At 69.6% G+C, this 17,471-nt stretch carries 16 protein-coding genes; 7 read left to right on the plus strand and 9 right to left on the minus strand.

Features of this window, described 5'->3' with window-relative positions; all coding sequences use genetic code 11:
• Positions 1 to 4: 4 nt before the first annotated feature.
• The 4 genes from K7W41_RS23560 to K7W41_RS16100 form a co-directional block, all read right to left on the minus strand.
• Positions 5 to 127, minus strand: a complete 123-nt coding sequence (locus K7W41_RS23560; RefSeq protein WP_263489907.1) for a hypothetical protein — start codon at positions 125 to 127, stop codon at positions 5 to 7.
• Entirely contained in the window at positions 124 to 918 is a 795-nt protein-coding gene (locus tag K7W41_RS16090) for a thymidylate synthase (RefSeq protein ID WP_224610511.1), read from the minus strand. Before K7W41_RS16090 ends, K7W41_RS23560 begins: the two co-directional genes overlap by 4 nt.
• An 84-nt stretch (positions 919 to 1,002) precedes the next feature.
• On the minus strand, positions 1,003 to 2,235 hold the full coding sequence (locus K7W41_RS16095) for an MFS transporter (protein ID WP_224610513.1): 1,233 nt from the start codon (positions 2,233 to 2,235) through the stop codon (positions 1,003 to 1,005).
• A 66-nt stretch (positions 2,236 to 2,301) separates the two neighbouring features.
• Complete coding sequence (locus tag K7W41_RS16100) at positions 2,302 to 3,156, minus strand: AraC family transcriptional regulator (protein WP_224610515.1); 855 nt, start codon at positions 3,154 to 3,156, stop codon at positions 2,302 to 2,304.
• A gap of 165 nt (positions 3,157 to 3,321) precedes the next feature.
• On the opposite strand from K7W41_RS16100, the gene fumC reads away from it, so the two are divergent.
• Both fumC and K7W41_RS16110 read left to right on the plus strand, forming a co-directional pair.
• Positions 3,322 to 4,716: a class II fumarate hydratase gene (fumC, locus tag K7W41_RS16105; RefSeq protein WP_224610517.1), complete on the plus strand. Its 1,395-nt coding sequence runs from the start codon at positions 3,322 to 3,324 to the stop codon at positions 4,714 to 4,716.
• A 97-nt stretch (positions 4,717 to 4,813) separates the two neighbouring features.
• Positions 4,814 to 5,035, plus strand: a complete 222-nt coding sequence (locus tag K7W41_RS16110; protein ID WP_224610519.1) for a hypothetical protein — start codon at positions 4,814 to 4,816, stop codon at positions 5,033 to 5,035.
• A gap of 265 nt (positions 5,036 to 5,300) precedes the next feature.
• Here K7W41_RS16110 and K7W41_RS16115 read toward each other — a convergent pair whose 3' ends face one another.
• The 3 genes from K7W41_RS16115 to K7W41_RS16125 form a co-directional block, all read right to left on the minus strand.
• The gene (locus K7W41_RS16115; protein ID WP_224610529.1) at positions 5,301 to 5,621 is read right to left on the minus strand and encodes a hypothetical protein; all 321 of its coding nucleotides are present in this window, start codon (positions 5,619 to 5,621) and stop codon (positions 5,301 to 5,303) included.
• Positions 5,618 to 6,247, minus strand: coding sequence for a hypothetical protein (locus K7W41_RS16120; protein WP_224610531.1), 630 nt, complete (start codon positions 6,245 to 6,247; stop codon positions 5,618 to 5,620). Before K7W41_RS16120 ends, K7W41_RS16115 begins: the two co-directional genes overlap by 4 nt.
• An 80-nt stretch (positions 6,248 to 6,327) precedes the next feature.
• Positions 6,328 to 8,895, minus strand: coding sequence for a hypothetical protein (locus tag K7W41_RS16125; RefSeq protein WP_224610533.1), 2,568 nt, complete (start codon positions 8,893 to 8,895; stop codon positions 6,328 to 6,330).
• Positions 8,896 to 9,135: 240 nt separating this feature from the next.
• Here K7W41_RS16125 and K7W41_RS16130 point away from each other — a divergent pair, with 240 nt between their 5' ends.
• The 5 genes from K7W41_RS16130 (at position 9,136) to K7W41_RS16150 (ending at position 15,547) form a co-directional block, all read left to right on the plus strand.
• The gene (locus tag K7W41_RS16130) at positions 9,136 to 11,307 is read left to right on the plus strand and encodes a hypothetical protein (protein ID WP_224610535.1); all 2,172 of its coding nucleotides are present in this window, start codon (positions 9,136 to 9,138) and stop codon (positions 11,305 to 11,307) included.
• A 266-nt stretch (positions 11,308 to 11,573) separates the two neighbouring features.
• Positions 11,574 to 12,458: a hypothetical protein gene (locus tag K7W41_RS16135; RefSeq protein ID WP_224610537.1), complete on the plus strand. Its 885-nt coding sequence runs from the start codon at positions 11,574 to 11,576 to the stop codon at positions 12,456 to 12,458.
• On the plus strand, positions 12,458 to 14,470 hold the full coding sequence (locus K7W41_RS16140; protein WP_224610539.1) for a hypothetical protein: 2,013 nt from the start codon (positions 12,458 to 12,460) through the stop codon (positions 14,468 to 14,470). The genes K7W41_RS16135 and K7W41_RS16140 overlap by 1 nt, the downstream gene beginning before the upstream one ends.
• Before the next feature lie 158 nt (positions 14,471 to 14,628).
• On the plus strand, positions 14,629 to 14,817 hold the full coding sequence (locus K7W41_RS16145; RefSeq protein ID WP_221090107.1) for a hypothetical protein: 189 nt from the start codon (positions 14,629 to 14,631) through the stop codon (positions 14,815 to 14,817).
• Positions 14,818 to 14,887: 70 nt separating this feature from the next.
• Positions 14,888 to 15,547, plus strand: coding sequence for an endonuclease III domain-containing protein (locus tag K7W41_RS16150; RefSeq protein ID WP_224610768.1), 660 nt, complete (start codon positions 14,888 to 14,890; stop codon positions 15,545 to 15,547).
• Between the two features lie 343 nt (positions 15,548 to 15,890).
• On the opposite strand, the gene K7W41_RS16155 is transcribed toward K7W41_RS16150, so the two are convergent.
• Together K7W41_RS16155 and fmt are read right to left on the minus strand one after the other, a co-directional pair.
• Entirely contained in the window at positions 15,891 to 16,505 is a 615-nt protein-coding gene (locus tag K7W41_RS16155; RefSeq protein WP_224610541.1) for a hypothetical protein, read from the minus strand.
• Positions 16,506 to 16,521: 16 nt separating this feature from the next.
• Positions 16,522 to 17,469, minus strand: coding sequence for a methionyl-tRNA formyltransferase (fmt, locus tag K7W41_RS16160; protein WP_224610542.1), 948 nt, complete (start codon positions 17,467 to 17,469; stop codon positions 16,522 to 16,524).
• Positions 17,470 to 17,471 lie beyond the last annotated feature (2 nt).

The following is a 17,471-nucleotide window of genomic DNA, read 5'->3' on the forward strand; positions in this document are numbered from 1 at the left end:
AGGCTTATTGCCCACTGCAGGCCAAATGAATAAGGCCGCTGTCCACCTGCACCTTGGTGTCCGCGCTGCGCCCTGACCACAGCCGGGCGGTGGCGAGGCCCAGATCGTCGAAACTGGGGCGTTTCACACCGCCACCGGGGCCTTGATGGCGGGGTGGGGATCATAGCCTTCCAGGCGAAAGTCCTCATAGCGGAAGGCGAACAGATCCGTCACGTCCGGGTTCAGGTGCATGGTGGGGAGGGGCCGGGGCTCGCGCGACAGTTGCAGCCTGGCCTGTTCCAGATGATTGCTATAGAGGTGCACATCGCCCCCGGTCCAGATGAACTCGCCGGGTTCCAGCCCGCAGACCTGAGCGACCATTAGGGTGAGCAGGGCGTAGGAAGCGATGTTAAAAGGCACGCCCAAAAAAACGTCCGCGCTGCGCTGATAAAGCTGGCAGCTCAGGCGCCCATCCGCCACATAGAACTGAAACAGGGCGTGGCACGGAGGCAGCGCCATCTGGTCAATCTGGGCCACGTTCCACGCCGAGACGATCAGGCGGCGCGAGTCGGGGTTGCTTTTGATCTGCTCCACGACCCTGGCAATCTGGTCAATGTGACCGCCGTCCAGCGTGGGCCAGCTTTTCCATTGCACCCCGTACACCGGTCCCAGTTCGCCCTCTTCGTCCGCCCACTCATCCCAGATGCTCACGCCGCGTTCCTGAAGCCAGTGAACGTTGCTCTCGCCGCGCAGGAACCACAGCAGTTCGTAGATCACGCTTTTCAGGTGCACCTTTTTTGTGGTGACCAGTGGAAAGCCTTCTCGCAGGTCAAAGCGCATCTGGTGCCCAAAGACCGACCGCGTGCCGGTGCCGGTGCGGTCGGTTTTCACGGTGCCGTGGTCAAGGACGTGCTGAAGGAGGTCCAGATACTGCCGCATTGGGAGTCAGTGTATGGAGTTTGGCGCCCCCAAGCATGAAACAGGGCCAGACGGGAAGGTCTGGCCCTGGGCTGGTTCGCGTCTTCAGTCTGCCGCTTCCGCCGCGTGAAGGTCGGGCGTGGGCGTGTGGCTGCCGGTCAGGACGGCCAGCGCCACCAGGACCATGGCGGCGCCTGCCCCATACGTGGCGCCGGGGCCAAAGCGGGCGTACAGCGCCCCGCCGGTCAGTGGCCCGGCAATCTGCGCCAGCGCGTTGAAGGCCTGCGAGCCGCCCTGCACCCGGCCCTGGGCGTCTTCGGGGGCGGAAATGGACAGCAGCGTGCCCAGGGCCGCGTTGAAAATGCCCTCGCCTGTGGCGAAGAACAGCACGCCGATGTACGCCAGCGGCGCGGAATGCACCGCAGGCAGCAGCGCCAGGCCGATCAGGCCCACCGAGCCCAGCCCCAGGCCCAGCTGCGCCACACCGCGCTCGCCCAGCCAGCGGATGAGGTGGGGGAGCAAAAAGCCCTGCGCGATGATGTCGGCCACGCCCACCACAATAAACAGCGTGCTGACCTGGCCGGGTCCCCAGCCGAACACATCGCGCGTGAGCAGGGCGTTGCTGACCCCCATGATGCTGAAGGGCACCACGAACAGCACGCTGACGGTGACCAGGCGGCGAATCACGGGGTAGGCCAGGGCGCCCTTGAGTTGCAAGAAGGGATTCAGGTGCGCGGCATCGAACGGCGCGCGCTCGGTGCGGGCAGGGCGGTGTTCGCGCATGGCCAGCGCCCCCCACAGGCTGTTGAGCAGGCACACGGCGGCGGCGGCGTACATGGGCGCCGACAGGCTGACGTGCGACAGCAGCCCCCCAATGGCCGGCCCGATGATGAAGCCTGCCCCGACGGTGGCGCCAATCTGTCCAAACACCTTGCCGCGCTCGGCCTTGCTGGTGTGGTCGGCAATGTAGCCGAACATGGCGCTCATGCCGCCCGCGGTCAGGCCGTCAATCGCGCGGCCCAGAAACAGCATGGCCAGGCTGCCGCCAATCCCAAACAGCACGTATCCCACCGCCGAGCCCAGCAGGCTGGCAATCAGCACCGGTTTGCGGCCATAGGTGTCGCTCAGGGCGCCCATCACGGGCGCAGAGAAAAACGACAGCAGCGCGAACACAGCGGTCAGCAGACCAATCACTCCGGCCTGCTGGTGCTCGTTGGGGACGTACTGCATCACGATGAACGGCAGCACCGGAAACACCAGCGTCATGCCGATGGAAAAGAGAAAGGCCGTGCTGAGCAGAAACAGCAGGGGCGTACGGGGTGAGGAAGAACCAGTCATGCTCCGCAGGGTAGGGGAGAGGCGGGCGGCAGCTCTTGTAGAAATGCGACAGCGCCCCAGTCGCCTTTACGGGCCCTCAGTGGGCCGGGGCGCGGCCACCACCGGCGTCACGGAACCCAGCGTGTTCGCCGGGTTCAGCGCGTCGTGGACATGGGTCATCTGCCGGGCATAGGCAGCAAACGACCCCGGCGTCATGTGCGCCAGCGCGCGGAATTCGCGGGTCAGGTGGGCCTGGTCGGCAAAGCCCAGATCAACCGCCAGACCGGCCAGAGGCTCGTCTGGGTTCACATACAGGCGGTTGTGGGCTTCTTCAAAGCGGATCAGGCGGGCCAGCGTCTTGGCATTCACGCCCACCTCGTGCGCGAAGCCGCGTTCCAGGTGACGTGGGCTCACGTTCAGTTCCTGGGCAAGAGCGCCAATGCGCGCCGTGCCTAGCGAGGCGTACAGAGCAGCCGCCGCCTGCACGGCAGGGCCCAGTTCGCGCTCGTGGAGGCTCAGGCGTTCCAGCAGCCAATCATCCAGCACGTCGCGGGCCTCGGCCCAGGCGCCCGCCCGCAGCAGGGCCGGCACCGCGCGGCTGACCGGCGCCGACACTGGGGTCAGGTCCAGCCCTTGTACCTCCATGGACCAGCCGAACAGTTGGCGCGCGCCCCAGGGATACAGTTCCACGCCCAGCGCCCGCGTCAGGCCCACCGACACCAAGCGCCGGGGCGACAGCAGCATGCCGGTCAGCGTGGCGCCAGGCAGGCGTTCCAGCGGCGAGTCCGGCCCCGCGCCCGCCTGCCAGGAGTCGCCGCTAAAAAAGGTGAGGCGCACGGTGTGCTCGGGCATGAAACGGTGTTCCTCCTGGCCGGGCCCGTGGAATTCCTCGACCTGCCAGTACATCCGCACCAGGTGGCGCAGCCGGGGGTGGGGAGGCACTTCCAGGTACACCCCCCACTGTGGCAGACGGGGCGCGCGCCCGCCTCCGCCAAGTGGTCAGGGGGGCCCGCCTGCCGCTTTTCTTCAAGACAGGCCGCCGCTTCCCGGGCCACAGGGCTGTGCCCCCGGGCGTGACAGCCGCGCCGCCTTACACTTGGGGGCGCAATGACGACCTACCGCAAAGAGTCGGACACCATGGGCACGCTGGATGTGGACGCCAGCCGCTACTGGGGCGCGCAGACCGAACGCTCCATTCACAACTTCCCCATTGGCCGCGACACCTTCGTGTGGGGCCGCCCGGTGATCCGGGCCCTGGGCATTCTGAAAAAGGGCGCCGCGCAGGCCAACGCTGACCTGGGTGAACTGCCGCGCGAGGTGGCCGACCTGATCGTGCAGGCGGCCGACGAGGTGATTGCAGGCAAGCTGGACGACCACTTTCCCCTGGTGGTTTTTCAGACGGGCAGCGGCACCCAGAGCAACATGAATGCCAACGAGGTGATCTCCAACCGCGCCATCGAGATGGCGGGCGGCGAGATGGGCACCAAGAGCCCCGTGCACCCCAACGACCATGTGAACCGGGGTCAGAGCAGCAACGACACCTTTCCCACCGCCATGCACATCGCCGTGGTGCTGGAACTGAACGAGCGGCTGTACGGCGCGGTGGGCCAGCTGCGGGACACCTTGGCCCAGAAAGCCGAACAGCACGCCGGACTGGTGAAGGTGGGCCGCACCCACCTGCAAGACGCCACGCCGATCACCCTAGGCCAGGAAATCGGCGGCTGGGTGGCGCAGCTGGACTACGCGCTGGCCGAAGTGAAGCACGCCGAGCAGGGCCTGTACGACCTCGCCATCGGCGGCACGGCGGTGGGCACCGGCCTGAACGCGCACCCGCAGTTCGGGGACCTCGCCGCGCAGAAGTTCAGCGAGGAAACCGGCTACCCCTTCCGCAGCGCCGAGAACAAGTTCGCGGCCCTCTCGGCCCACGACGCCCTGGTGCAGACCAGCGCCGCCCTGCGCACCCTGGCCGGCGCCCTGATGAAGATGGCCAACGACGTGCGCTGGCTGGCCAGCGGGCCCCGCAACGGCATCGGTGAGATCACCATTCCGGAAAACGAGCCCGGGTCCAGCATCATGCCCGGCAAGGTGAACCCCACGCAAAGCGAGGCCCTAACGATGGTGGCCACCCGTGTGTTCGGCAACGACGCCACCGTGGCCTTTGCGGGCTCGCAGGGGAACTTCCAGCTGAACGTGTTCAAGCCCGTGATGGTCCACGCGGTGCTGGAAAGCATTCGCCTGATTGCCGACGCCAGCCTGGCCTTCAACGACAACTGCGCCGTGGGCATTGAACCCAACCTGGACCGAATCGAGCACAACCTGAGCATCAACCTGATGCAGGTGACCGCCCTGAACAAGCACATTGGCTATGACAAGGCCGCCGCCATTGCCAAAAAGGCGCACAAGGAAGGCAGCAGCCTGAAAGACGCCGCGCTGGCCCTGGGCTACGTGACCGAAGACGAATTTGCCCAGTGGGTCGTGCCGCTGGACATGACGCACAGCTGAACATCAGCGCTTTTCTGGGGGCCGCGCCTGCTGTGGGGGGCGCGGCCCCCGGTCATGTGGGGCAACGGGCGCCCGCTGCGCCACGTAAGGTCGCCGTATGAACACGAACACCAATCTCAATACGGGCGCGAGCTTCGAGGTGACATTGCTGGCGGCCGGGGCCATCTTCGCCTACGGCGTGTGGATGGGGCGGCGTGACCTCGGCCTCCGGGCCGCGCTGGGCGTGCTGGGGGCCAGCCTCTGGAGCCTGCTGCCGGTGGGGCTGTGGTTTCTGGGGCTCGGGGGGCGGTTTACATCCGGGGGGCCTTGCCCCTGCTGATTGGCGTGGGCTGGGTGCTCGCGTTCGCCCTGAGCTTCCTGCCGGTGTACGTGGCCGTGAACTGGCTGGAAGTGATTCGCTGGGAAACGCGGCCGCGCGAGTAAGGCGCCCATACGGCTTTCGGAACATGCCGCCACGCCTGGCGCGATGTTCTGGTTAAGCACCTCGCACCGCTCGGTTGATCTCAAGATCAACAGCGAGTGATTGAGGAGACACGAATCGGGCGGCTCTGCAACGGAGGTCCAGAACTGAACGTCTGCCCGTCCTACTCTGCCAGCGCCTCATAGGTGGCTTCCACCACCCGCCGGAAATGGCCCTGCACGCCTTCCAGACCGGCGCGGCAGGTCACGGTGGCCGGCAGGTTCAGGCCCGCCGTCAGGGCCTCCAGGGCCGCCAGATCATCCAGGGCCACATGTTCCCGGGCCCACGCGCGCCGCAGCCGGTCCACCAGCTGCAGGGCCTGGGCCCGCTGACCGGCGTTCCAGGTGCTGGTGAGGTCGTGGGTGGCAAAGGTGCCGTGCAGTTCGTCCAGCAGGCTGCCCACGCTGGGGGCCAGCGCCTGCCACTGGGCGCGGGCGCGGTTCATGGCTGGGTCTGCAGCGCCCACAGGGTCAGGGCCTGGGTGCCCAGGGGCAGCGCGTCGGCCGCGTGGTCGCTGCGCAGCATGCGCCACCCCGGGCCAAACTCGGCGGCGCACTGTTCCTGACCTTGGGCCTCGGTCTGCACGGCCTCGGCCGCCACCGGCTTGGAAAACGCCAGGCGCGCGCCCGTCCAGACGTTGCGGGCCGTGCCCGGTGAAAAGGGGCTCAGGGCCAGCGTGAGGGCCGGCACGAGCACCGGGCGCTCTTCGTGGCTGTCGTCCACACAAATCACCGGGGCTTCTTTGGGCAGCGGCGCCCCCTGCAGGTCCACTTCCCACAGGGTGCGGCCACGGCTGCGCGCCTCGGCGGCCACGGCCCGTGACGCAGCCCATTCGGGCGCGGCCTCGGGGCTCAGGCCCTCGCCGCTGGACGCCACCAGCCCGGCGGCCGGGGCCTGCCACACCCAGCCGGGCCGCACGCTGATGCTGGGCCGGCCGCACGACGGGCAGATGTCTTCGTTCAGGGCGCTGAGTGGGGCCTGTGCTGCCGGGGGGGTCGGGGTCATTCCGCCGCAGGAGGCGAGCAGGCCAGCGAGGGTCAGGGGCAGCAGGGCGCGCAGGGTCTGGGTCATGGGGGGTCCTCTCGGTGTCAGGGTGCCGGATCACCAGGGAACGATCAGGGAACGCTGGCGGAGGGAACCCGGAAACAGGCTCAGCGCGCGGCCTGGGGCAGCAGGGCCTGAAAGGCGGGGGGAAGGCCCTCGCCGTATTCCTCGCGCAGCACCCGGGCGTAGGCGTGCAGGGCCTGCCGGGCCGCCGCCTCGTCGCCCTGGGCGCGCAGGGCCAGAATCAGGCCCTCGTGGGCCGGGCACAGCAGGGGATCGGCGCTCAGCAGGGCGCGGCAGGTCTCGGCCGCCTGGGGTGGGGCAGAGGCCGCCGCCTGGGCCAGCAGCGCCGCCGCGGCGCGCTGGGCGTGCGCCTGCCGGTAGGTGTCGGCCCACTCGCTGTCCACCCCCGGTAGGAAGGGTTTCAGGGCCCCCGGCCCGGCTGGCGCGTGCAGGTCCAGCACCACCGTCAGGGCCGCGTCCAGGCGGTACCGGCCATCGGCGTAGGGCAGGGGGTCCAGCCCGTCGGGCAGGTGCTCGCGCAGCGCGGCGCGCAGGCGGCGCACCGTCACCCGGAAGTATTCGATGTGCCGCTCCTCGGCCGAGCCGTCCCACAGGGCCGTGACGAGTTCGTCGCGCGAGCCCGAACCGTGCAGGGCCAGCCACACCAGCAGTTCGCGCGCCTTGGCCAGCCCCAGTTTGATGGCCTGCCCGTTGATGGCCGCCCGGCAGTCCCCCAGGGTGGTGACGGTCAGGCGGTAGGGCGCCGGGGCCGGGGGCGCGTCTGGGGCTGCGGGGCCCGGCCCGGCGGCTGGCCCAGGTTCTGGCAGGCCGCGTTCCCGCTCCTGCACCACCTCGGCCAGGGCCTGGGTCAGGCCACTCTGCGGGTCAATGCCGGCCTCCTGCGCGGCCTGCAGCGCTCGGCGCAGCGTGCCTTCGGCGGCCTCCAGTTGGCCCAGGCGGCGCTGCACCGTGCCCAGCAGGCGCAGGCGGCGCACCTGCGCCACCGCCGCGCCGCTGGGCAGGCGGCTTTCCAGGGCGTCCAGCGTCAGGGCCAGCACCTCGCTGGCCTGCCCCGCCTGCACCGCAAGGTCCAGTTCGTCCAGGTGCACGGCGGCCGCCCGGCCCTGCCAGCCCAGCGCCTCATAGGCGGCGCGCGCCTGGGCCAGGGCCTGCGCGGCGTCCTGGGCAGGGCGGGTGCGGCGCCACACGAGCGCGCGCAGCTGCCACGCCTCGGCCTGCCGCACCGGGTCGGCGCCGCCCTGGGCCCAGCGCCAGAAGGTGTCGGCGGCGTCCTCGGCCTCGTGCAGGTGGCCCAGGCGCAGCGCGGCCTGCACAAAGGGCCAGAACAGCGCCGGCACGGGCGCGCCGCCCTGCGCCAGCCCCTGGCGGGCCAGGGCGTACTGCGCCCCGGTGTCGCCCTGGCGCCCGCGCACCATGGCCAGCGAGGCCAGGCCCGACGGACTGAGTTGGCCGGCGGCGCGCAGGGCTTCGAGGCGGGCCTCACCGCTGGCGGCGGCGCCCGTTTCGATCTGGGCCCAGGCCAGGCGCTCCTGCAGCGCGGGGTCCAGCGTGTCGGGCCCGCAGCGCTCCAGCAGCGCGCGGGTCAGGCGGTGCTCGCCCCGGTCGCGGTAGAGCGGCACCAGGTCCTGGGCCAGCCGCCGGGCCTGCGGCAGCGCCCCGGCGTCCAGGTAGAGCCGGGCGGCGCGCTCGGGGTCGCCGCGGCGTTCGGCGATCTCGGCGGCGGCGGCCCGGGCGCTGCGGGCCCGCGCCGGTTCGCGCGCCAGTTCGCTGTCCAGCACCCGGCTCAGCAGGCGGTGGGGGCTGTAGGCGCCGCCCCCCAGCGGCGTGACGGGTAGGCCCACGCGCTGCACGGCGGCCACCCAGCCGGGGCCCAGCCCGGGGGCCAGGGCCGCCGCGTCGGCCTCGGTCCACACGTCCAGCGGGGCCAGGGCACACAGGTGGGCCTGCACGGCGGGCGGCAGGGTGCCCAGGGCGTCGCGCACCAGATCGTCGGCGCTGGCGTGGCGCGAGGCGCCGTGGGCCGACAGCGCCAGCCCGGCCGGCCAGCCGCCCAGGTGCGCGAGGTCGCGCTCCTGCACGTGGCCGCCGCGTTCGCTCAGGTACGCGGCGCTCTCGGCGGGCGTAAAGGCGAGGTCGGTGGCGTCCAGCACCAGCGCGCGCCCTTCGGCCAAGCGGCGCGCCAGCCGCAGCCCGCCGGTGCTGTAGGTGCTCAGCAGCAGGCGGTGGCCTTCTTGCAGGGTGTCGGCCAGGTCCGAGAGCCACGCCCGCTGCGCGTCGTCTTCCACGTTGTCCACGATCAGGTCGGCGCCCTCGTTCAGGGTGTCCAGGGCCGCCGCCAGCTGCTCAATCAGCGCGCCCGGCGGCGTGCGCGGATCCGGGCTGGCCAGCGCCGCGAGTTCGGGCAGGCCCGCGGCGAGCCGGGCGCTGAGGGTGGCGGGGCCGTCGTGCGCCCCGGCGCGGCACCACGCCACGCGCCGGGGCGTCACCCGGGCGTACTGCGCCAGCAGGGTGGTTTTGCCGTAGCCCGCCGGGGCCGCCAGCACGATCAGCGGCAGGTCCACGGTGTCCGACAGCTGAAGCAGCAGCCCGGTGCGGGGCCGCTCGAAGCGCGCGGGGCGGGGCACCGCCGAACGTCTGGGCGCAGAGGTCATGGGTGAGGGCAGTCTACCGCGCGCCCTGTTCCGGCACGGTCAGGGCCCCGGCCCAGCGCTCGGGGTGCCGCACGCACCCAGGGCGGCGTTCCCTGACGGGCACGGCCCCGGGTTCCCTGGGCGTTCCACCCTCCCCGGCCACGCTGAAGGCATGAAACCGGCGCCCTGGTGGCGGCTGGATTTCCCCCTGCACCGTTCGCCCGCCGCTCTCCGTCTCCTTTCATTCCCCGAGGTTCTCCCATGAAACACCTGTCCCTGCCCGTGCTGTCCCTGACCCTGCTGCTCGCCGCCTGCGGTACCCAGACGGCGCCCGCGCCGACCAAAGCCCCCCAGGCGGCAGGCCCTGCCCTGCAGAAGCCCGCCGATCTGGCCCCGGCCGCTGGCCGCGCCCGCAACCTCAGCACCCTGAATGTCAGTGAGGCGTGGCGCGGCATGACGTGGCGGGTGCTGGGCCAGGAGGGCGACGTGGTGCGGGTGGGCGCCGACGAGGCCACCGACCCTTACCAGGGCGACACGGCCGCCACCGCCGAACTGCCCCTGCTGTGCCTGAACCCCGATGGCCGCCCCGCCCCCGAGGGCCTGAAGCTGGACTTCTACAACGGCTGGGCAGGCGGCGAGGTGCGCCTGACGCCGCCCGTGGCCGGCAGCGCCCTGACCTCCCGTGCCATGGCGGACCTGCTGTGTGCCACCGAATTCGGGAAGGACTGGCGCATGGCCGAATTCCACGATGGGCAGGCCGACGGGCAGAAAGGCGGCTGGCGCTTCTCCGCCAACGGCACCCTGAACACGGAAAACCGCTTCTGGGTAGCGATTGACGACCAGAACGCCAACCCCTGGAACTCTGACGGCGTGCGCCCCGACGCCGTGGTGCCCGACACCACCCGGGTGCTGGGGGCCCAGGACCGCGCAGGACTGCTGAAAGCCTCTGAGGACGGCCGCGAACTGGTGTTCCGCAGCGACAGCCCGCTGCTGGCCAGCCTGAAAGAAGGCATGGTGCTGGCCAGCCGCCCCACCGAAGCCGCCCCGGCCGGCCTGCTGGGCCGCGTGAAGGCCATTGAGGTGCAGGGCGAGACCACCACGGTGTACACGGGCGAGGTGACGCTGGAAGAGGTGATTCAGGACGGCGACCTGGACGCGGCGGTGGCGCTGGATGAGGGCAGCATTGACTACGAGAAGTCCGGCGAGATGATCCGGGCGCAGCGGGCCCAGAGCCAGGGCAACCTGGGCGCCCAGCGCGACTTCCGCCTCTTCAGCTTCAACAAGTCGCCCTTCTGCCTGTACGACCACGCCCAGCGTGACCTGAGCTGCGACGACGGCGCGGCGGGGGGCCTGCGCAGCCGCGTGCCGAGCACCAACTACGCCACCTTTGACGGCCAGCTGAGCGCCCAGGCCGACGCCTTTATCAATGTCAGCATCCGCTGGTTCAGCCTGCGGCACTTTGACGCCGGGGTAAAGCTCTCGCAGTCGGCCCGCGCCATAGTCGACGCCAAGGGTTCGTACAGCTGGAACAAGGCCAAGGACCTCACCCAGTGGCAGGTGACGTTCACGCCCATCACCTTCATGATCGGGCCGGTGCCGGTGGTGATCACGCCCATTCTGGTGCCCACGGTGGGCACCGACGGCCAGATCAGCGCCACGCTGCACTACGAGGTGTCGCAGACCTTCAATGGCCGTTACGGCGTGGAGTACAACAAGGGCAGCGGCTGGAGCGGTATCAGCGAGCACAGCGCGAACGTGAACAGCCAGCCGGCCACGGTCAACGGCACCGGGCATGCCCACGCCTACGTGGGGGCCAAGGGGATTCTGGCCCTGTACAGTGCGTCCACCAGCGGCCCGCAGGTCTTTGTGCACGCCAAGCCCTTCGCTGAGGCCGATGCCCGCGCTGCTGTCGTGGTGGGCCAGAGTGCCAGCTTCGAGATCTGCCCCGCGGTGGGCGTGCGCGCCGATGCCGGCGTGGCCTTCCCCCTGATCACCTCCAGCACGTGGCAGGCCCAGGTGCTGGACTGGAAACGTCCGCTGCCCTGCTGGACCGGCGGCCAGCCCGGCCCCAGCAACCCCGGCACGGCCTACACCGACCTGAACCTGAACTTCACCAGCGTGACCGGCGACGTGGAGGTGGACAAGATTGACCCCCAGACCGGTGTGGTCACCCGCATTGGCAACCTGAGCGGCAACGGCACGCTGAACATCGTGAATGACCTGAACCTGTCTGGTGAGACGATCATCCGCGTCAGCAGCATCTCGCGCCGGTCGTCGGGCGTGTTCGGCAGCTACCGCCGCAACATTGACCTGGCCGTGACCGCTGGTGGGCGCACGGTGTACGATCCCGCCCCCACCGGCTGCACCAGTTGCCACTCCGCCGAGGTGTACCGCTTCACCGTGGACAAGTCTACGGGCAGCATTCGCTGGTAAGCCACACGGCTTCGGAAACATTTCGTCAGGTGTGACGAAATGTTTCCGGCCGGAGAAACTTGCAGAACCGCGCAGCAGACAAGGAACAAGGACGGATGTCCAGAACTGGACGGCAGTTCGTATAAACCCGCTTCCCCGTGCCCCCAGGTCCGTATGGCCTGGGGGCCCCGCTGTGCCAGAAGGCTGCGGGCGGTGCTGGCAGGGAACGCGGCGCGGCCCGCGCCGCGTTCCCTGGGCGTTCCCCAGGCCTGCGGCAAGCTCCTGGCATGCCAAAAGAACGTGCACATCCCCCTCTGAAGCTTCGTCTGGCCGGCCTCACGCTGGCCCTGGGACTGGCCAGCTGCGGCCTGCCCGCCACGCCGGCTGGCCCGGTGGTTATTCAGACGCAAGGTCTGTCCCCGGCGCAGGACCTGCAGGCCGAAGCGCTTGACGCCCTGCACACCCCGGCCAGCGCGACCGAAGCGTTTATGGCCCAGGGCGGCGTGGCGTCCATCCCGTTGACCGGCGAAGTGCCCGGCTGGGCACGTGAGCTGCTGGACGGCGACCGCCTGCGGGCCGACCGAGTGACGCTGGGTGAGCCAGTGGCGGTGCGCTCCCTGGTAGACCTCCCCCTGCCTGATGGCGACGCTGCGCAGGACGCCGAGAGCGCCGCTGAGCTTCAGCGGACCCTGGCCCAGGTGGGCGACGCGGCCCTGGTGCCTCTGCTGCTCCCGGGCGGCGAACTGGCCGGCTGGGTGCGCCTGCCGCTGCTGCCGGTCACGCCCGACGAGGCGGCCCCCCGGCATGAGGCCGTGGACCTGAAAGAGGTGGGCCGCCCCCGGCTGGCTCTGCTCACCACCCCGGCCAAGGCGCTGAGCGCTGAGGACGCCCGCGAAGTGGCTGGCGCCGAGCGGGACGCCCCCGTGTTGGCCCTGGCCAGCGGGGGCGGTGACCACCGCGCCTTTGACTTCACCTGGCTGGTGCAGACCGAGGGCAAGCCCACGCTGGTGGCCCAGGGTCAGCCGGATCTGGTCACCGATGACGGCCTGCTGCTGCCTGCGCTCGTCGCAGGGGTCCGCTCTGTGGAGGCCCTGACCCCAGTGAACACGGCCACAGCCCTCAAGACCGAAGCCAGCTTCGCCCCCTATCACCCCGCCATGGAGGCCAAATAATGCACCGTTTCCCTGCTCCGTCTGCGCCCCGAATCGCCTCCAGGCGCCACACCCTGCTGCGCAGCGCCGCCCTGCTGGCCCTGTGCTCGGGGCTGGCGGGCGCCTGGAAGCCCAGCACCCACATCGCCGTGGCGGAAGAAGCCCTGCGCGACGCCCTGGATGACGGGTACGTCTCTATTGACCAGCTCAGTGGGACGCAGGTGGTCGCCACCCGTCAGTATCCGGTGGATCCGGCGCTGCTGCAGGACCTGCGAACCTACACAGCCCAGTACCGTGCGGGGGTGGTGGGTCCAGATGCGTACCCAGACCTGCTCACAGGTCAGCAGATGATTCATCCGGGTGATCTGCCCAGCACCGACCCTTCCATTACCCCAGGGAACAGCGACGCGTGGCTGCAGCACCTGTTTCAGGCCAGCCGCACGCAGGGCGGCGCAGCGCGGGCGTTCACCGCTGGCTTTATCACCCACGCGGCCGGGGACATGTTTGCCCACAGTCTGGTCAACCACTACACCGGCGGCGCCTTTGAACTGGGCGCGAACGCGGTCCAGCATCTGGTCTTGGAAGGCTACATTGGCAAACGAACGCCCAACATCGTGCGGGTGGGTGGGGGCGGCGCGCTGGTCACGCGCAACGACCTGAGTATCAGCGGCGCCGAGAACTTCATCTACCAGAACCTCATCGACGCGCGGCCCGGTACACCGCTGCATGGGCTCTACCAGCACAACGACAGCCGGCTGTCCATTCCCGCCATTTTCTCCAAACGCCGCGCCGGGTTGCAGCGCGATATTGACGCCTACTACGCCCGCAAGGCCGATCTGCTGCGGCGCATCCGCGATTGCCGGCCACTGGATTTCAGCTGCAGCCGCGTGGCCCTGAGCGCCCAGCTGGCCGCGCACATGGCGGCCAATGCCTGGAAGGTCGAGTACAAGGAACACTGGCGCGCCGATATTGACGCGGGCTTGCGGGCGTGGCCGCAGGTGAGCGCCGCGCTCTCCGGGCAGCTGATCTTCACCACGACCACCGGCGACCTGACGCAGGGCGGCATGGACACGAACGGCGCTCAGCAGGTGCTGAGCACCTACACCACCCGGCATCTGCTCTCCATGATGGGCGCCCCGGATCTGGTGGGACAGGTGGCAGGGTTTGATCTGCTGCCGCCCCTGGAGCTGGCCTTTGTGCGCGAATTTATTCGGGACCGACTGGACAGTATGGTGCAGCGCTCCACGGGCCTGAGCCTGGACGACTGGCAGGCGCGCATGACCAACCCTGAACTCTATTTCGACGCCACCATGGCCCTGCCGGGTGGAGCGTCGCTGACCTTGGACGAGCTGAACCGGGCGCTGGGCCTGACCGATACCGGCTACAACAATCCGCAGGAACGCTTCAATCTGGCGACCTACGCCCCCACGGCCAACACCCTAACCCTGAGCAAGCTGGTCATGCTCAGCCAGAGCACTTTCGAGCAGGTGATCCGGGACTTGGGCGGCACCGTGCCCTCGGGATTGCCAGGCAACGCCGCGCTGGGCTTTATCCGCACCTTCGATGGCGACCACCAGTGGAACAATTCCCCGCTGCTCACCGCCAACAGCTGCGCGCTGTACAGCAAGCTGTTCCGCTCGCAGGCCGGCGACGGCTGCGCGGCCGTTCAGCCCGTCGTCTGCCCAGATGAGCTGAGCAGCGGCGCTACCTTGAACATCAACGAGCAGCGCGCCTCGTGCAATGGCCGCAATGTCCTGATCATGCAGGGGGACGGCAATCTGGTGCTCTACAAGAATGGGCGCGCGGCCTGGGCCTCGCAGACCTGGGGCAACACCGCTGCGGCCCGCTTGACCCTGGGCGGTGACGGCCACCTCGCGCTGTACAAGAGTAGTGGTCAACGGGTCTGGACGGCCGGCACCTGGGGTCACCCCGGCGCCTATCTGAAAGTGCAGGACGACGGCAACGTGGTGCTGTACGAGCAGGTGGGGGGTGCGCCAAGGGCTATCTGGGCCACGAACACCTGGGGTCCTTAAGGTTAGGGGGACAGGGGCGGCGAAGGGTCAGGCTTCGCCGCCCCTGCCTTTTCCCCTGTTGGGCCGGGCACGGGGCGCCTCCTCAGTCCTCCCTAGATAAATCTCCCTTCACTCCCCTCTTGCAAGTGGCCTCTGGCAAGGCGCGCAAGCTAAGCCCCATGACCGACCCCAAGACCAGCTACGACCCCGCCAACCAGACGCCGGCCGAGGGCGGTTCGCCCCAGGGCCACGGCGAGAGCCAGGGTCAGGCCCCCAACGTGGACCCCGCTGCCAAGACGGGCCCGGCCGAGGGTGGCCGCGACGACATTGAAGACAGCGAGGCCCCCGAAGCCGCCGGCCGCTCCTGAGGCCGTGGGCACCGAAGTCCCCCTGAACGCGGCCCGCCCGGACACCGAGCGGGCCGAACTGCTGGTCTGGATGAAAGAGCAGGTGCGTGAAGCCTACGGCGAAAAGCCGCTCTCGCCCCGCCGCGACCCCCTGCACGAACTGATCAGCACCATCCTCTCGCAGCGCACGAACTGGCGCGACGAGGACGCCGCCTACCAGGAACTGCGCACCCTGGGCGACTGGGACGCGATTATCGCCGCGCCCACCGAGCAGGTGGCGCACGCCATTCGCCGCAGCAACTACCCCGAAAGCAAGGCGCCGCGCATTCAGCAGACCCTGGTGGCCATCCGGGACTCGCCGGGCGGGTACGACCTGGATTTCCTGAAAAACATGCCGGTGAAAGACGCCCTGAAATGGCTGACCGACCTGCCAGGGGTAGGCGTTAAGACCGCCAGTCTGGTCCTGCTGTTTAATTACGCGCGCCCGGTGTTTCCGGTGGACACGCACGTTCACCGCGTGAGCACCCGGGTGGGCGCCATTCCCAAGATGGGCGAGCAGGCGGCGCACAAGGCGCTGCTGAAGCTGTTGCCGCCGGACCCACCGTTTCTGTACGAGCTGCACATCAACCTGCTGACGCATGGGCAGCGGGTGTGTTCGTGGCATCACCCGAAGTGCGGGGTGTGTGTGCTGCGGGCGCGGTGTGATGCGTTTGCGGTGTTTGGGGGGAGGGTGCCGAGTTGGAAGGGGTGAGGTGAGGGCGTTTGCTGGCCGTTGCCCCACCCCCCCAGCCCCCCATCCCCAGAGGGGACGGGGGGAGCGGCGCTGCGCTGGCAAACGTTGACTGACGTGGTAGGGCGGCCCGGCTTCGCCCCGCGATGTACGCCGTGGTCCGCCTCCGCCCATCGGCCCACGCCCGCGCCCTTCGGGCACGACGGCTTCGTCTGAACCTGGGCGGTGGTGGGGCAAGGGAACTTGGTGCGGCCCAGAAGGTTCTACTTTTCAAAAGACAAAAGAAAAAGGCGAGTGGCATGTTTGCCCTCGCCTTCTTCTTTTCCCACTCCCCACTCCCCACAACCCACTTCCCACACCCTCCTTACCCCCTTTCCCGCTCGCGCAGTACCAGTTGCACCAAGCCCAGCAACACCAGTTCGCTGTCCTGGGTGTCGCCGGGGCGCAGGGTGTCCACGGTGAAGCGGCGGGAGAAGAGGCTGCGTTTCTTGTGCACGCGGTAGCGGGGCTGGCCGCTGGTGTCGGTCATGGTGTACGTGGGGTTCACCAGGTAGTCAAAGCCCATCGCGATCAGGTCGCCGATGAAGGGGATGGCGCCGATCAGGCCTTCAACCACGTTCAGCCAGGGGTGATCGTCGCGGATGGTAAAGCGCAGGTCGCCTTCGGGGCCCAGCAGTTCGTACACGGCGCCCCACAGGGTGCGCATGCCCTGGGCCTGCAGGGCGCCCACCGGTGTGCCGTCCACGCGGCGGATCAGGCGCCGGGCTTTCCAGTCCAGGGCGCCGGCCAGAAAGCCCTCGGCGCGGATGCCGTGGGTCTGCTGGGTGCGGGCCTCATCGGCGAACACGCGCACCTCGTCGCGCACACTGAAGGTCTTTTCCTTGACCACCGCCACCAGCGCCCCCGAGGCGTCGGTTACGCGCAGTTCGGTCAGCAGGCTGAACTTGAAGGTCAGGGTCAGGGGAAACTGGAAGCTCACACCCCAGGGTACGGGGTCAGGGGGCGGGGGGTTGCCACAGGTCCAAGCGGGTGCCGGGCCCCGCTCCGGCGGTCTGGGCCCACAGCGCGGCGGGCTGCGCCTTGCGGGCTTCGGGCTGCACGGTGGCGACCGTCACGGCGCCTTCCCCGCAGGCCACAGTCAGGCCTTCATTCGTCACCGCCAGCACCTCGCCGGGCTGGCCCTGGCCGGCGGCCACGCGCAGGCCGCCCAGTTTCAGGCGCGCGCCGCCCAGAAAGGCGGTCGTCTGCGGCCACGCGGCCACGCCCCGGAAGCGGTCCACCACGGCCTGCGCGCCGTCGGTCCAGCGCACGAAGCCGTCCTCCTTCACCAGCATGGGCGCGTGTGTGGCCTGGGCGTGGTCCTGTGGGGTAGGGGAGAGGTTGCCCAACTGCCCCAGCGCCTGCACGATCAGGCGCGCGGCCTGGGTGCTCAGGGCGTCGGCCAGTTCCACGCTGGTCCAGTCCGGGAGAATGGGCAGCGCCTCCTGCAGCAGGATGGGCCCGGTGTCCATGCCTTCATCGGTTTGCATGATGGTGGTGCCCGTGACCGTTTCGCCGCGAATCAGGGCCCACTGAATGGGCGCCGCGCCCCGGTAGGCGGGCAGCAGGCTGGTGTGGGTGTTCAAAAAGCCAAAGCGCGGCACCGCCAGCAGCGCACCCGGCAGCAGTTTGCCGTAGGCGCAGGTGACCGCCACATCGGCCCCCGAGTCCCGCAACTGCGCTGCAAAGGTCGCGTTGCCCCGCAGTTTGCGCGGCTGGGCCAGGGGCAGTCCCAGGGCGGCGGCGTGGGCGGCCACCGGGGGCGGGGTGAGTTTCAGGCCCCGGCCCACTGGCTTGTCGGGCTGCGCGGCCACCAGCACCACCTCGAACTGGGCGCGGATGGCGTCCAGCACCGGCAGGGCAAAGGCGGGCGAGCCGAAAAAGGCCACGCGCGGCGTGCTCAACG

The sequence above is a fragment of the Deinococcus multiflagellatus genome (assembly GCF_020166415.1).
In the GTDB taxonomy this organism is placed as follows: Bacteria; Deinococcota; Deinococci; order Deinococcales; family Deinococcaceae; genus Deinococcus; species Deinococcus multiflagellatus.

What these genes read in the sequence shown, in the direction of transcription:
- K7W41_RS16130 (WP_224610535.1), top strand. Translation starts at nt 9,136, where the DNA reads ATGAAACACCTGTCCCTGCCCGTGCTGTCCCTGACCCTGCTGCTCGCC.
- K7W41_RS16125 (WP_224610533.1), bottom strand. Translation starts at nt 8,895, where the DNA reads ATGACCTCTGCGCCCAGACGTTCGGCGGTGCCCCGCCCCGCGCGCTTC.
- K7W41_RS16115 (WP_224610529.1), bottom strand. Translation starts at nt 5,621, where the DNA reads ATGAACCGCGCCCGCGCCCAGTGGCAGGCGCTGGCCCCCAGCGTGGGC.
- K7W41_RS16110 (WP_224610519.1), top strand. Translation starts at nt 4,814, where the DNA reads ATGAACACGAACACCAATCTCAATACGGGCGCGAGCTTCGAGGTGACA.
- K7W41_RS16135 (WP_224610537.1), top strand. Translation starts at nt 11,574, where the DNA reads ATGCCAAAAGAACGTGCACATCCCCCTCTGAAGCTTCGTCTGGCCGGC.
- K7W41_RS16140 (WP_224610539.1), top strand. Translation starts at nt 12,458, where the DNA reads ATGCACCGTTTCCCTGCTCCGTCTGCGCCCCGAATCGCCTCCAGGCGC.
- K7W41_RS16120 (WP_224610531.1), bottom strand. Translation starts at nt 6,247, where the DNA reads ATGACCCAGACCCTGCGCGCCCTGCTGCCCCTGACCCTCGCTGGCCTG.
- K7W41_RS16090 (WP_224610511.1), bottom strand. Translation starts at nt 918, where the DNA reads ATGCGGCAGTATCTGGACCTCCTTCAGCACGTCCTTGACCACGGCACC.
- K7W41_RS16150 (WP_224610768.1), top strand. Translation starts at nt 14,888, where the DNA reads ATGAAAGAGCAGGTGCGTGAAGCCTACGGCGAAAAGCCGCTCTCGCCC.
- K7W41_RS16095 (WP_224610513.1), bottom strand. Translation starts at nt 2,235, where the DNA reads ATGACTGGTTCTTCCTCACCCCGTACGCCCCTGCTGTTTCTGCTCAGC.
- fumC (WP_224610517.1), top strand. Translation starts at nt 3,322, where the DNA reads ATGACGACCTACCGCAAAGAGTCGGACACCATGGGCACGCTGGATGTG.
- K7W41_RS16145 (WP_221090107.1), top strand. Translation starts at nt 14,629, where the DNA reads ATGACCGACCCCAAGACCAGCTACGACCCCGCCAACCAGACGCCGGCC.